General features: G+C 35.8%; 27 protein-coding genes. 26 read left to right on the top strand and 1 reads right to left on the bottom strand.

What is annotated here, in order from left to right; all coding sequences use genetic code 11:
* Positions 1-15: 15 nt before the first annotated feature.
* Positions 16-411 (bottom strand): hypothetical protein, encoded by a 396-nt coding sequence (locus CD147_RS08335; RefSeq protein WP_103166939.1) that lies wholly within the window; start codon positions 409-411, stop codon positions 16-18.
* A gap of 423 nt (positions 412-834) precedes the next feature.
* On the opposite strand from CD147_RS08335, the gene rpsJ reads away from it, so the two are divergent.
* The 26 genes from rpsJ to rpsM all read left to right on the top strand — a co-directional run bounded on the left by rpsJ (position 835) and on the right by rpsM (position 12,958).
* Entirely contained in the window at positions 835-1,143 is a 309-nt protein-coding gene (rpsJ, locus tag CD147_RS08330) for a 30S ribosomal protein S10 (RefSeq protein ID WP_001118667.1), read from the top strand.
* A 27-nt stretch (positions 1,144-1,170) separates the two neighbouring features.
* Positions 1,171-1,833, top strand: a complete 663-nt coding sequence (rplC, locus tag CD147_RS08325) for a 50S ribosomal protein L3 (RefSeq protein WP_103166938.1) — start codon at positions 1,171-1,173, stop codon at positions 1,831-1,833.
* 27 nt (positions 1,834-1,860) lie between these two features.
* Positions 1,861-2,484: a 50S ribosomal protein L4 gene (rplD, locus tag CD147_RS08320; protein ID WP_103166937.1), complete on the top strand. Its 624-nt coding sequence runs from the start codon at positions 1,861-1,863 to the stop codon at positions 2,482-2,484.
* Positions 2,484-2,759, top strand: coding sequence for a 50S ribosomal protein L23 (gene rplW, locus CD147_RS08315; protein WP_103166936.1), 276 nt, complete (start codon positions 2,484-2,486; stop codon positions 2,757-2,759). Before rplD ends, rplW begins: the two co-directional genes overlap by 1 nt.
* A 38-nt stretch (positions 2,760-2,797) precedes the next feature.
* Positions 2,798-3,631, top strand: coding sequence for a 50S ribosomal protein L2 (gene rplB, locus CD147_RS08310; protein ID WP_103166935.1), 834 nt, complete (start codon positions 2,798-2,800; stop codon positions 3,629-3,631).
* A 64-nt stretch (positions 3,632-3,695) separates the two neighbouring features.
* Positions 3,696-3,974, top strand: coding sequence for a 30S ribosomal protein S19 (rpsS, locus tag CD147_RS08305; protein ID WP_001829710.1), 279 nt, complete (start codon positions 3,696-3,698; stop codon positions 3,972-3,974).
* A 27-nt stretch (positions 3,975-4,001) separates the two neighbouring features.
* On the top strand, positions 4,002-4,355 hold the full coding sequence (gene rplV, locus CD147_RS08300) for a 50S ribosomal protein L22 (RefSeq protein WP_001829734.1): 354 nt from the start codon (positions 4,002-4,004) through the stop codon (positions 4,353-4,355).
* Between the two features lie 23 nt (positions 4,356-4,378).
* Positions 4,379-5,032, top strand: a complete 654-nt coding sequence (gene rpsC, locus CD147_RS08295) for a 30S ribosomal protein S3 (RefSeq protein ID WP_103166934.1) — start codon at positions 4,379-4,381, stop codon at positions 5,030-5,032.
* A 2-nt stretch (positions 5,033-5,034) separates the two neighbouring features.
* Positions 5,035-5,469: a 50S ribosomal protein L16 gene (gene rplP, locus CD147_RS08290; RefSeq protein ID WP_002432945.1), complete on the top strand. Its 435-nt coding sequence runs from the start codon at positions 5,035-5,037 to the stop codon at positions 5,467-5,469.
* Positions 5,459-5,668 (top strand): 50S ribosomal protein L29, encoded by a 210-nt coding sequence (rpmC, locus tag CD147_RS08285; protein ID WP_000644737.1) that lies wholly within the window; start codon positions 5,459-5,461, stop codon positions 5,666-5,668. Before rplP ends, rpmC begins: the two co-directional genes overlap by 11 nt.
* A 26-nt stretch (positions 5,669-5,694) precedes the next feature.
* Entirely contained in the window at positions 5,695-5,958 is a 264-nt protein-coding gene (rpsQ, locus tag CD147_RS08280; protein ID WP_103166933.1) for a 30S ribosomal protein S17, read from the top strand.
* Between the two features lie 31 nt (positions 5,959-5,989).
* The gene (rplN, locus tag CD147_RS08275; protein ID WP_103166932.1) at positions 5,990-6,358 is read left to right on the top strand and encodes a 50S ribosomal protein L14; all 369 of its coding nucleotides are present in this window, start codon (positions 5,990-5,992) and stop codon (positions 6,356-6,358) included.
* 35 nt (positions 6,359-6,393) lie between these two features.
* Positions 6,394-6,711, top strand: coding sequence for a 50S ribosomal protein L24 (gene rplX / locus CD147_RS08270; protein WP_103166931.1), 318 nt, complete (start codon positions 6,394-6,396; stop codon positions 6,709-6,711).
* Positions 6,712-6,736: 25 nt separating this feature from the next.
* Positions 6,737-7,276 (top strand): 50S ribosomal protein L5, encoded by a 540-nt coding sequence (gene rplE, locus CD147_RS08265; RefSeq protein WP_103166930.1) that lies wholly within the window; start codon positions 6,737-6,739, stop codon positions 7,274-7,276.
* A gap of 22 nt (positions 7,277-7,298) precedes the next feature.
* Entirely contained in the window at positions 7,299-7,484 is a 186-nt protein-coding gene (locus CD147_RS08260) for a type Z 30S ribosomal protein S14 (protein ID WP_001140799.1), read from the top strand.
* A gap of 31 nt (positions 7,485-7,515) precedes the next feature.
* Complete coding sequence (gene rpsH / locus CD147_RS08255; protein WP_103166929.1) at positions 7,516-7,914, top strand: 30S ribosomal protein S8; 399 nt, start codon at positions 7,516-7,518, stop codon at positions 7,912-7,914.
* A gap of 24 nt (positions 7,915-7,938) precedes the next feature.
* Positions 7,939-8,475, top strand: coding sequence for a 50S ribosomal protein L6 (gene rplF, locus CD147_RS08250; RefSeq protein ID WP_103166928.1), 537 nt, complete (start codon positions 7,939-7,941; stop codon positions 8,473-8,475).
* A gap of 31 nt (positions 8,476-8,506) precedes the next feature.
* Positions 8,507-8,869, top strand: coding sequence for a 50S ribosomal protein L18 (gene rplR, locus CD147_RS08245; protein WP_103166927.1), 363 nt, complete (start codon positions 8,507-8,509; stop codon positions 8,867-8,869).
* 20 nt (positions 8,870-8,889) lie between these two features.
* Positions 8,890-9,390 (top strand): 30S ribosomal protein S5, encoded by a 501-nt coding sequence (gene rpsE / locus CD147_RS08240; RefSeq protein WP_103166926.1) that lies wholly within the window; start codon positions 8,890-8,892, stop codon positions 9,388-9,390.
* 16 nt (positions 9,391-9,406) lie between these two features.
* Complete coding sequence (rpmD, locus tag CD147_RS08235) at positions 9,407-9,586, top strand: 50S ribosomal protein L30 (protein ID WP_001096576.1); 180 nt, start codon at positions 9,407-9,409, stop codon at positions 9,584-9,586.
* A gap of 19 nt (positions 9,587-9,605) precedes the next feature.
* Positions 9,606-10,046, top strand: a complete 441-nt coding sequence (rplO, locus tag CD147_RS08230; RefSeq protein WP_103166925.1) for a 50S ribosomal protein L15 — start codon at positions 9,606-9,608, stop codon at positions 10,044-10,046.
* Positions 10,046-11,338, top strand: coding sequence for a preprotein translocase subunit SecY (secY, locus tag CD147_RS08225; protein WP_103166924.1), 1,293 nt, complete (start codon positions 10,046-10,048; stop codon positions 11,336-11,338). Before rplO ends, secY begins: the two co-directional genes overlap by 1 nt.
* 18 nt (positions 11,339-11,356) lie before the next feature.
* Entirely contained in the window at positions 11,357-12,007 is a 651-nt protein-coding gene (locus tag CD147_RS08220) for an adenylate kinase (RefSeq protein ID WP_103166923.1), read from the top strand.
* Positions 12,008-12,206: 199 nt separating this feature from the next.
* Positions 12,207-12,425, top strand: a complete 219-nt coding sequence (gene infA, locus CD147_RS08215) for a translation initiation factor IF-1 (protein ID WP_001829792.1) — start codon at positions 12,207-12,209, stop codon at positions 12,423-12,425.
* Positions 12,426-12,456: 31 nt separating this feature from the next.
* The gene (gene rpmJ, locus CD147_RS08210; protein ID WP_001829709.1) at positions 12,457-12,570 is read left to right on the top strand and encodes a 50S ribosomal protein L36; all 114 of its coding nucleotides are present in this window, start codon (positions 12,457-12,459) and stop codon (positions 12,568-12,570) included.
* Between the two features lie 22 nt (positions 12,571-12,592).
* The gene (rpsM, locus tag CD147_RS08205) at positions 12,593-12,958 is read left to right on the top strand and encodes a 30S ribosomal protein S13 (protein ID WP_103166922.1); all 366 of its coding nucleotides are present in this window, start codon (positions 12,593-12,595) and stop codon (positions 12,956-12,958) included.
* The last annotated feature ends 22 nt before the right edge of the window (positions 12,959-12,980 follow it).

The raw sequence follows: 12,980 nt of genomic DNA, 5'->3' as shown, positions 1-12,980 counted from the left end.
TATATAAAACAATGATTAGCGGTGGTAACGGTCTTCATCTTTATATTGTGTATACACCACTTTAGCATCTCTATTAGGAAGATATGTTGGTGCACTTAAGACAATAAACACGAAGAATACCATCAAGAAGAACAATACCCAATGCGTAAACATTCCAACTACAGGAATAAACGCAATAAACGAACCGATTACGCCTATTAATGGAATGACTGCCATAGGTTTAATCGTATTTTGACTATCAACGAGTAAAATAATTCCTACTATTAAATAGAGTAGTGCATTTAGTAATAATGGCTGCCATGCAAAACTTAAGACGACGCTCCCACCTATAAATGGAATACCATAGAAAAATTCTGTAGCTAATAAAAAGAAACTCATAATTGCTAATGTCAATTTGACGCTTTTTTTCAAAATATATTCGCCTCCGAAAGCTTTATTAAAATAAAAAGTCTAACTTGTGTTAATTAATTGTACAAAGTAACTTATCCATACTCAATCTACTATTAAATATATAATAATGGTTTAAATTACTGTTACGACATACTTCTATTATAATAGAAAAATAAAAAAAGGGAAAAAATTTACTTAAAATGGTTGAAGTACCAAAGTATTTCCAGTAAAATACTAAAGTATGTGTTAGACAAGAACAGAAAAAGTTATAGAAAAACCTTGATTTATCAATGTTTTTCATGTAACATATCTAATGTTGGACTTGAAGAAAGCGATGAAGCGAAAGGTTACTGACACACCCGGCCGCTTTGCCATGGCGCTGTGTAAGATAGTTTTCGTGGAGAAGTCTATCACTTAAATGTAGACGAATAAGGAGGGAAAATTATGGCAAAACAAAAAATCAGAATCAGATTAAAAGCTTATGATCACCGTGTAATTGATCAATCAGCAGAGAAAATTGTTGAAACTGCTAAACGTTCTGGTGCAGATGTTTCTGGACCAATTCCGTTACCAACTGAAAAATCAGTTTATACAATTATCCGTGCGGTTCATAAGTACAAAGATTCACGTGAACAATTCGAACAACGTACACATAAACGTTTAATCGATATTGTTAACCCAACACCAAAAACAGTTGATGCTTTAATGGGCTTAAACTTACCATCTGGTGTAGACATCGAAATTAAATTATAATAGAAAATTTTAGGAGGTGGACTTTCGATGACCAAAGGAATCTTAGGAAGAAAAATTGGGATGACACAAGTATTCGGAGAAAACGGTGAATTAATCCCAGTTACAGTAGTAGAAGCAAGTCAAAACGTAGTATTACAAAAGAAAACTGAAGAAGTTGATGGCTATAATGCTATCCAAGTAGGTTTTGATGATAAAAAAGCATATAAAAAAGATGCTAAATCAAATAAATATGCTAACAAACCAGCAGAAGGTCACGCTAAAAAGGCTGGCGCAACACCTAAGCGCTTCATTCGTGAATTCAGAAACGTTAACGTTGATGAATACGAAGTAGGTCAAGAAGTCTCAGTAGATACTTTTGAAGCTGGAGACATCATTGATGTAACAGGAACTTCAAAAGGTAAAGGTTTCCAAGGTGCGATTAAACGTCATGGCCAAGCACGCGGACCAATGGCCCACGGTTCTCATTTCCATAGAGCGCCAGGTTCAGTAGGTATGGCTTCAGATGCTTCTAGAGTATTTAAAGGTCAAAAAATGCCTGGACGTATGGGTGGTAACACAGTTACTGTTCAAAACTTAGAAGTAGTTCAAGTTGATACAGATAACAATGTTATTTTAGTAAAAGGTAATGTACCTGGACCTAAAAAAGGTTTCGTAGAAATCCAAACTTCAATTAAAAAAGGTAATAAATAATAAGTAGCGAAAGGAGGAAAAAGCATAATGGCTAATTATGATGTATTAAAAGTAGACGGATCTAAATCAGGTTCTGTTGAATTAAGCGATTCAGTATTCGCTATTGAACCAAATAACAGTGTTCTTTTTGAAGCAATTAATTTACAACGTGCTTCATTACGCCAAGGAACTCACGCAGTTAAAAATCGTTCAGCTGTACGTGGTGGCGGACGTAAACCATGGAGACAAAAAGGTACAGGACGTGCGCGTCAAGGTACTATCCGTGCTCCACAATGGCGTGGTGGTGGTATCGTATTCGGACCAACACCAAGAAGCTATGCATATAAAATGCCTAAGAAAATGCGTCGTTTAGCATTACGTTCTGCATTATCTTTCAAAGTTCAAGAAAATAGTTTTACAGTTGTTGACGCTTTTGGTTTTGATGCTCCAAAAACAAAAGAATTCAAAAACGTATTAACTACACTTGAACAACCTAAAAAAGTATTAGTAGTTACTGAAAACGAAGATGTAAATGTTGAATTATCAGCACGTAACATCCCTGGTGTACAAGTAAGTACTGCTCAAGGCTTAAATGTGTTAGATATCACTAGCGCTGACAGTGTTATTATTACTGAATCAGCTGCGAAAAAAGTTGAGGAGGTGCTCGGATAATGGAAGCAAGAGATGTTCTTAAGCGCCCCGTAATCACTGAAAAATCTTCTGAAGCTATGGCTGAAGATAAATACACTTTTGACGTAGATACTCGTGCTAATAAAACACAAGTTAAAATTGCGGTTGAAGAAATTTTTGACGTTAAAGTTGAAAATGTTAACATCATCAACTACAAACCTAAGAAAAAACGTATGGGCCGTTACCAAGGCTATACAAACAAAAGAAGAAAAGCGATTGTTAAACTTAAAGAAGGTTCAATCGACTTATTCAACTAAAAAATAAAATAAAATTACCATTAAGGAGGTAAGCGACAATGGCTCTTAAAAAGTATAAGCCAATTACAAATGGTCGTCGTAATATGACTACTTTGGATTTCGCAGAAATTACGAAAACAACGCCTGAAAAGTCATTATTACAACCGCTACCGAAAAAAGCGGGTCGTAACAACCAAGGTAAATTGACTGTTCGTCATCATGGTGGAGGACATAAACGTCAATACCGTGTTATCGATTTCAAACGTAATAAAGATGGAATCACTGCTAAAGTTGATTCAATTCAATATGATCCAAACCGTTCAGCAAACATCGCATTATTAGTATATGCAGACGGTGAAAAACGCTACATTATCGCACCAAAAGGATTACAAGTAGGCCAAACAGTTGAAAGTGGTGTAGATGCAGATATCAAAGTTGGTAACGCATTACCATTACAAAACATTCCAGTTGGTACTGTAATTCACAATATCGAATTAAAACCTGGTAAAGGTGGACAATTAGCTCGTTCAGCGGGTGCAAGTTCACAAGTACTTGGTAAAGAAGGTAAATACGTATTAATCAGATTACGTTCTGGTGAAGTTCGTATGATTTTATCAACTTGCCGTGCTACAATCGGTCAAGTAGGTAACTTACAACATGAATTAGTTAACGTTGGTAAAGCCGGACGTTCTAGATGGAAAGGTATCCGTCCAACAGTTCGTGGTTCTGTAATGAACCCTAACGATCACCCACACGGTGGTGGTGAAGGACGTGCTCCAATCGGTAGACCTTCTCCAATGTCTCCATGGGGTAAACCAACTCTTGGTAAGAAAACACGTCGCGGTAAAAAATCATCAGATAAACTTATCGTTCGTGGACGTAAGAAAAAATAATAATAACTTATTTGGGTGTGCGGCGTAAAAGCTGCACGCACATAATAAGAAGGGAGGCGCCCAAATGGCTCGTAGTATTAAAAAAGGACCTTTCGTCGATGATCATTTAATGAAAAAAGTAGAAGCTCAAGACGGAAGTGAAAAGAAACAAGTAATCAAAACATGGTCACGTCGTTCTACAATTTTCCCAAACTTCATCGGTCATACTTTTGCAGTATACGATGGTCGTAAACATGTACCTGTTTATGTAACTGAGGATATGGTAGGTCACAAATTAGGTGAATTTGCTCCAACTCGTACATTTAAAGGACATGCTGCTGACGATAAAAAAACTAGAAGATAATAAATAGAAGTAGAGGAGGAAATCCTAATGGAAGCAAAAGCGGTTGCTAGAACAATCAGAATCGCACCTCGTAAAGTAAGATTAGTTCTTGACTTAATTAGAGGTAAAAATGCTGGAGAAGCTATTGCTATTTTAAAATTAACTAACAAAGCTTCATCACCAGTAATTGAAAAAGTATTAATGTCCGCTTTAGCAAATGCTGAACATAACTATGACATGAACACTGATGAATTAGTTGTAAAAGAAGCATATGCAAATGAAGGACCAACTTTAAAACGTTTCCGTCCACGTGCACAAGGCCGTGCAAGTGCAATTAACAAACGTACAAGCCACATTACAATCGTCGTAAGTGACGGTAAAGAAGAAGCTAAAGAAGCTTAATAACTACTTAAGGAGGGAATACTGTGGGTCAAAAAATTAATCCAATCGGACTTCGTGTCGGAATTATCCGTGATTGGGAAGCTAAATGGTATGCTGAAAAAGATTTCGCTTCTCTATTACACGAAGATTTAAGAATCCGTAAATTTATTGATAACGAATTAAAAGAAGCATCAGTTTCTCACGTTGATATTGAACGTGCTGCTAACCGTATTAATATTGCTATTCACACTGGTAAACCAGGTATGGTAATTGGTAAAGGCGGATCAGAAATTGAAAAACTTCGTAACAAATTAAACAACTTAACTGATAAAAAAGTACACATTAACGTTGTGGAAATCAAAAAAGTTGATATTGACGCTCGTTTAGTTGCTGAGAATATTGCACGTCAATTAGAAAACCGTGCTTCATTCCGTCGTGTACAAAAACAAGCTATTACAAGAGCTATGAAACTTGGTGCTAAAGGTATCAAAACTCAAGTATCAGGTCGTTTAGGCGGAGCTGACATCGCTCGTGCTGAACAATATTCAGAAGGAACTGTTCCACTTCATACTTTACGTGCAGACATCGACTATGCACATGCTGAAGCTGACACTACTTATGGTAAATTAGGTGTTAAAGTATGGATTTATCGTGGTGAAGTTCTTCCTACTAAGAATACTAGTGAAGGAGGAAAATAAGAATGTTACTACCAAAACGTGTTAAATATCGTCGTCAACATCGTCCTAAAACAACTGGTCGTTCTAAAGGCGGTAACTATGTAACATTTGGTGAGTATGGATTACAAGCAACTACAACTTCTTGGATCACATCTCGTCAAATCGAATCTGCTCGTATTGCTATGACACGTTACATGAAACGTGGCGGGAAAGTTTGGATTAAAATCTTCCCTCATACACCATACACTAAAAAACCTTTAGAAGTACGTATGGGTGCTGGTAAAGGTGCCGTTGAAGGCTGGATCGCAGTTGTGAAACCAGGTAGAATTTTATTCGAAGTTGCTGGTGTATCTGAAGAAGTAGCTCGTGAAGCATTACGTTTAGCAAGTCACAAACTTCCAGTAAAAACTAAGTTTGTAAAACGTGAAGAATTGGGTGGTGAAACAAATGAAAGCTAAGGAAATTAGAGACTTAACCACTTCAGAAATCGAAGAACAAATCAAATCTTCAAAAGAAGAGCTTTTTAACCTACGCTTTCAGTTAGCTACAGGTCAATTAGAGGAAACTGCACGTATTCGTACAGTTAGAAAAACGATTGCACGTCTAAAAACTGTTGCTCGTGAAAGAGAAATCGAACAAAGCAAAGCTAATCAATAATCCATTTGAAAGAGGAGGTTACAAAAGTGAGTGAAAGAAACGATCGTAAAGTTTATGTAGGTAAAGTTGTTTCAGATAAAATGGACAAAACTATTACTGTATTAGTTGAAACTTACAAAACACACAAATTATACGGTAAACGTGTAAAATACTCTAAAAAATACAAAACTCATGATGAAAACAATTCAGCTAAATTAGGAGACACAGTTAAAATTCAAGAAACTCGTCCTTTATCAGCAACAAAACGTTTTCGTTTAGTAGAAATTGTTGAAGAGTCAGTTATTATTTAATACAAGATTAGAGATAAGGGAGGTTTAACTAATGATCCAACAAGAAACTCGTTTAAAAGTAGCGGACAACTCTGGTGCTCGTGAAGTTCTTACAATTAAAGTATTAGGTGGATCTGGACGCAAAACAGCGAACATTGGTGACATCATTGTATGTACTGTTAAAAATGCAACACCAGGTGGCGTTGTTAAAAAAGGCGATGTAGTCAAAGCTGTTGTTGTTAGAACTAAATCAGGCGTTCGCCGTAATGATGGTTCTTATATCAAATTTGATGAAAATGCATGTGTCATTATTCGTGATGACAAAGGCCCACGTGGTACTCGTATCTTTGGTCCTGTTGCTCGTGAATTACGTGATGGTAACTTCATGAAAATCGTATCATTAGCACCAGAAGTACTATAATTTATAAAAACCATATCATTTAAGGAGGTGCCCACATGCATATCAAAAAAGGTGACAACGTAAAAGTTATCGCAGGTAAAGACAAAGGTAAAGAAGGTAAAGTAGTTGCTACTGAACCTAAAAAAGACCGTGTCGTTGTGGAAGGTGTTAACGTTATTAAAAAACACCAAAAACCAACTCAATTAAATCCTGAAGGTGGAATCTTAGAAACAGAGGCAGCAATCCATGTTTCTAACGTACAATTATTAGACCCTAAAACAAATGAACCAACACGTGTTGGATATAAATTTGTAGATGGCAAAAAAGTTCGTATCGCTAAAAAATCAGGCGAAGAAATTAAATCTAATAATTAATAATTAGTCGAAAGGAGGATCCACTTTGAACCGTTTAAAAGAAAGATACAATACTGAAGTTACTGAAAACTTAGTGAAAAAATTTAACTATAGTTCTGTAATGGAAGTTCCAAAAATCGAAAAAATCGTTGTGAATATGGGTGTAGGTGACGCAGTTCAAAACTCTAAAGTATTAGATAATGCTGTAGAAGAATTAGAACTTATCACTGGTCAAAAACCATTAGTAACAAAAGCTAAAAAATCAGTTGCAACATTCCGTTTACGTGAAGGTATGCCAATCGGTGCGAAAGTTACACTTCGCGGAGAAAGAATGTATGAATTCTTAGATAAATTAATCGCAGTTTCATTACCTCGTGTACGTGACTTCCAAGGTGTTTCTAAAAAAGCATTTGATGGTCGCGGTAACTATACTCTAGGAATTAAAGAACAATTAATTTTCCCAGAAATCGATTATGATAAAGTAAGTAAAGTAAGAGGAATGGATATTGTTATCGTAACAACTGCTAACACTGACGAGGAAGCTCGTGAATTGTTAACAAACTTCGGTATGCCATTTCGTAAATAATCTCTAAAAGGAGGCTAATTAAGTGGCTAAAACTTCTATGGTTGCTAAGCAACAGAAAAAACAAAAATATGCAGTACGTGAATATACTCGTTGTGAACGTTGTGGTCGTCCACATTCTGTATATCGTAAATTTAAATTATGCCGTATTTGTTTCCGTGAATTAGCTTACAAAGGCCAAATTCCTGGCGTACGTAAAGCTAGCTGGTAATATATAAGAGTCTGAAAGGAGGCAACAATCAATGACAATGACAGATCCAATCGCAGATATGCTTACTCGTGTAAGAAACGCAAACATGGTGCGTCACGAAAAGTTAGAATTACCTGCGTCTAACATTAAAAAACAAATTGCTGAAATCTTAAAAAATGAAGGTTTCATTAAAAACGTAGAATTCGTTGAAGACGATAAACAAGGTGTTATTCGTTTATTCTTAAAATATGGTCAAAACAATGAACGTGTTATCACAGGATTAAAACGTATCTCTAAACCAGGTTTACGTGTTTATGCTAAAGCAAACGAAGTACCTAAAGTATTAAATGGTTTAGGTATTGCATTAGTTTCAACTTCTGAAGGTGTTATCACTGACAAAGAAGCTAGAAAACGTAACGTTGGCGGAGAAATTATCGCATACGTTTGGTAATAATAAATAAGGAGGTGCCATAACATGAGTCGTGTTGGTAAGAAAATTATTGACATCCCTAGCGACGTTACAGTAACTTTTGATGGTCAAACAGCTACTGTAAAAGGTCCTAAAGGTGAATTAACTAGAACTTTTAATGAAAGAATGACTTTCAAACAAGAAGAAAACACTATCGAAGTTGTAAGACCTACTGATTCTAAAGATGATAGAACAGTTCATGGTACAACTCGTGCTTTATTAAATAATATGGTACAAGGTGTTTCTCAAGGTTTCGAAAAAACTCTTGAACTTGTGGGTGTAGGTTACCGTGCTCAAATGCAAGGTAATGACTTAGTATTAAACGTTGGTTATTCTCATCCTGTTGAAATTAAAGCTGAAGATGGCATTACTTTCGCAGTAGAGAAAAATACAACAGTAAGAGTATCTGGCGTTTCTAAAGAACAAGTTGGAGCTATTGCTTCAAACATTCGTTCAGTAAGACCTCCAGAACCTTATAAAGGAAAAGGTATCCGTTACCAAGGTGAATATGTTCGCCGTAAAGAAGGTAAAACTGGTAAATAATAGATAACTCTCTTAAGAAAGGAGTAATAAAATGATCAGTAAAATTGATAAAAACAAAGTGCGTTTGAAAAGACATGCTCGTGTGCGTACTAAATTATCAGGTACAGCTGAAAAACCACGTTTAAATGTTTATCGTTCAAACAAACATATTTATGCTCAAATCATCGATGATGTTAAAGGCGAAACTTTAGTTCAAGCATCATCTAAAGACAAAGATATCGCTAGCGAATCTACTACAAAAGTTGATTTATCTACAAAAGTTGGCGAAACAATTGCTAAAAAAGCTACTGATAAAGGTATTAAAGAAATCGTATTTGATCGCGGCGGTTACTTATACCACGGTCGTGTTAAAGCATTAGCTGAAGCTGCTAGAGAAAGCGGATTAGAATTTTAATTTAAAGGAGGGACAATTACATGGCTCGTAGAGAAGAAGAAACGAAAGAATTTGAAGAACGCGTTGTTACAATCAATCGTGTTGCGAAAGTTGTTAAAGGTGGACGTCGTTTCCGTTTCACTGCATTAGTAGTAGTTGGAGACAAAAATGGTCGTGTAGGTTTCGGTACTGGTAAAGCACAAGAGGTACCAGAAGCTATCAAAAAAGCTGTTGAAGCAGCTAAAAAAGATTTAGTAGTCGTTCCACGTGTTGAAGGAACTACTCCACACATTATCACTGGTCGTTATGGTTCAGGTAGCGTATTCATGAAACCAGCTGCACCTGGTACAGGAGTTATCGCTGGTGGTCCAGTACGTGCCGTATTAGAATTAGCAGGTATCACTGATATCTTAAGTAAATCATTAGGTTCAAACACACCTATCAACATGGTACGTGCTACACTAAATGGTTTACAAAACCTTAAAAACGCTGAAGAAGTTGCTAAATTACGTGGCAAATCAGTAGAAGAATTATATAATTAAGGAGGGAAAATAAATAATGGCTAAATTACAAATTACCCTCACTCGTAGTGTTATTGGTCGTCCTGAAACACAACGTAAAACTGTTGAAGCTTTAGGTCTTAAAAAGACTAACAGTTCAGTAGTTGTTGAAGATAACCCTGCAATCCGTGGGCAAATCAACAAAGTTAAACATTTATTAACAGTTGAAGAAAAATAATTAAGGAGGTGCCTATAAAATGAAATTACATGAGTTAAAAGCAGCTGAAGGTTCACGTAAAGTACGTAACCGTGTTGGTCGTGGCGCTGGTACTGGTAACGGTAAAACTAGTGGCCGTGGTCAAAAAGGTCAAAAAGCACGTTCAGGTGGTGGCGTAAGACCAGGTTTTGAAGGTGGACAATTACCTTTATTCCGTCGTTTACCAAAACGAGGTTTCACTAACATTAACCGTAAAGAATATGCTATTGTTAACTTAGACCAACTTAATAAATTTGAAGATGGTACTGAAGTAACTCCAGCTTTATTAGTTGAAACTGGTGTAGTTAAGAATGAAAAATCTGGTATTAAAGTACTAGGTAACGGTTCACTTGATAAAAAATTGACAGTGAAAGCTCATAAATTCTCAGCTTCAGCAGTAGAAGCAATTGATGCTAAAGGTGGAGCACACGAGGTGATCTAATGTTTCAAACGCTTGTGAGCTTCTTTAAAACTAAAGAAGTTCGTAACAAGATTTTCTTTACTTTAGCAATGTTAGTAATATTCAAAATAGGGACTTATATTCCGGCTCCTGGTGTAAACCCAGAGCCTTTTGAACAACAAAGTTCTGATCAAGGTGTCGCTGCTCTTCTTAATACGTTTGGTGGCGGAGCCTTAAAGAACTTTTCTATATTTGCAATGGGTATTATGCCTTACATCACTGCATCTATCGTAATGCAATTATTACAGATGGATATTGTTCCGAAATTCTCTGAATGGGCGAAACAAGGTGAAGTAGGTAAAAGAAAACTTAGCAATGTAACACGTTATTTCGCTATCATTTTGGCTTTTATACAGTCAATTGGTATGGCTTTTCAATTCAATAATTATCTAGGTGGTAAATTGATTGTTCATCAATCTATCATGAGTTATTTATTGATAGCCGTTGTTTTAACAGCAGGAACAGCATTTCTAATTTGGCTTGGTGACCAAATCACTCAATTTGGTGTAGGTAATGGTATTTCTATCATTATCTTTGCAGGTATCTTATCTACGTTGCCATCATCTATCGGACAGTTTGTACAACAAGCGTTCGTTGGTAATGATGATACAACGTTAGCATGGCTTAAAGTTATAGGATTAATAGTAGGTTTAATTTTACTAACTGTTGGTGCTATCTACGTACTTGAAGCTAAACGTAAGATTCCTATTCAATATGCGAAGAAACAATCTGCCCAAAGATTAGGCTCACAAGCAACTTATCTACCTTTAAAAGTAAATTCAGCAGGGGTTATTCCAGTAATCTTTGCGATGGCATTCTTCTTATTGCCAAGAACATTAACGTTGTTCTTCCCAAAAGCCGATTGGGCGCAAACAATTTCTGAATATGCTAACCCTTCAAACACTTACGGCATGATAGTTTATGTAATTCTAATTATTGCATTCACATATTTCTATGCCTTTGTTCAAGTTAATCCTGAAAAAATGGCAGACAACTTGAAGAAACAAGGTAGTTATGTACCAGGTATTAGACCTGGAGATCAAACAAAAAAATATATTACTAAAGTACTTTATCGCTTAACTTTTGTAGGCTCTATTTTCTTAGCCGTTATTGCTATATTACCTATATTGGCTACTAAATTTATGAGTTTACCTCAATCAATTCAGATTGGTGGTACTAGCTTATTAATCGTAATTGGTGTAGCAATCGAAACTATGAAATCACTTGAAGCTCAAGTGAGTCAGAAAGAATATAAAGGCTTTGGTGGTAGATAATTTGTAGGAGGGCAATTTATGAATATCATTTTAATGGGTTTACCTGGCGCAGGTAAAGGAACTCAAGCGAGTGAAATTGTTAAGAAATTCCCAATACCACATATATCTACTGGTGACATGTTCAGAAAAGCGATTAAAGATGAAACAGATTTAGGAAAAGAAGCTAAATCTTACATGGATCGTGGAGAATTAGTCCCTGATGAAGTTACTGTAGGTATCGTTAAAGAAAGAATTTCTGAAGACGATGCAAAAAAAGGATTCTTATTAGACGGTTTCCCTAGAACTATCGATCAAGCTGAGGCATTAAACGAAATTATGTCTGAGCTTGAAAGAAACATTGATGCTGTTATCAATATAGAAGTTCCTGAGGAAGAATTAATGAATCGTCTTACAGGTCGTCGTATTTGTGAAAAATGTGGTACGACTTATCATCTTGTATTTAATCCTCCAAAGGTTGATGGTATTTGTGATATCGATGGTGGAAAGCTTTATCAACGTGAAGATGATAATCCAGAAACAGTATCTAACCGTTTAAGTGTAAATGTTAAACAATCTAAGCCAATATTAGAGTATTACGATAATAAAGGCGTATTGAACAACATTGATGGCGCGAAAGATATTGACGAAGTAACCAAAGATGTCATTGATATCTTAAATCATTTAAAATAGATCAACTTTATACGGTCTATGAAGAAGTGAATTTTAACTAGGTTTCTCTGGCAAAAATTAGTTTTCTGAGTGCCGAATGACGATAAATAATTCCCGCATTTTGTTAAACTTATAATAACTAGTCACTATATTAGATTCGTATCGTTGAAGTTGTCTATTGACGATTACCTTACTATTGTAAAAAGGGGGAAGTTAATCAATGGCGAAACAAGATGTAATTGAATTAGAAGGTACAGTATTAGATACTTTACCAAATGCTATGTTTAAAGTAGAATTAGAAAATGGTCATGAAATTTTAGCTCACGTAAGTGGTAAGATCAGAATGAACTATATTCGAATTCTACCTGGCGACAAAGTAACTGTAGAAATGTCTCCGTATGATTTATCACGCGGTAGAATTACTTATCGTTATAAATAATCGTCACTCCATAATATAGGGAGGTATAAAAATGAAAGTAAGACCATCAGTTAAACCAATTTGCGAAAAATGTAAAGTCATTAAACGTAAAGGTAAAGTAATGGTAATTTGTGACAATCCTAAGCACAAACAAAGACAAGGATAATAAAAGAGAGGTGTAAATATATATGGCACGTATTGCAGGAGTGGATATTCCACGTGAAAAACGCGTTGTTATTTCATTAACATACGTATACGGTATCGGTACTTCAACAGCTAAGAAAATCGTTGAAGAAGCTAACGTTGCAGCTGATACTCGTGTAAAAGATTTAACAGATGACGAATTAGGTCGCATCCGTGAAGTTGTTGACAGTTATAAAGTTGAAGGTGACTTACGTCGTGAACAAAACTTAAACATCAAACGTTTAATGGAAATTTCATCATACCGTGGTATCCGTCACCGTCGTGGCTTACCAGTTCGCGGTCAAAAAACTAAAAACAACGCACGTACTCGTAAAGGCCCAGTTAAAACTGTAGCTAACAAGAAAAAATAATAGGTAAAGGAGGCAAAATATA

Origin of the sequence: Staphylococcus devriesei (assembly GCF_002902625.1) — a bacterium.
In the GTDB taxonomy this organism is placed as follows: Bacteria; Bacillota; Bacilli; order Staphylococcales; family Staphylococcaceae; genus Staphylococcus; species Staphylococcus devriesei.
Note: the sequence above shows the minus strand (reverse complement) of the source record. Positions and strands in the feature narration are given on the sequence as shown.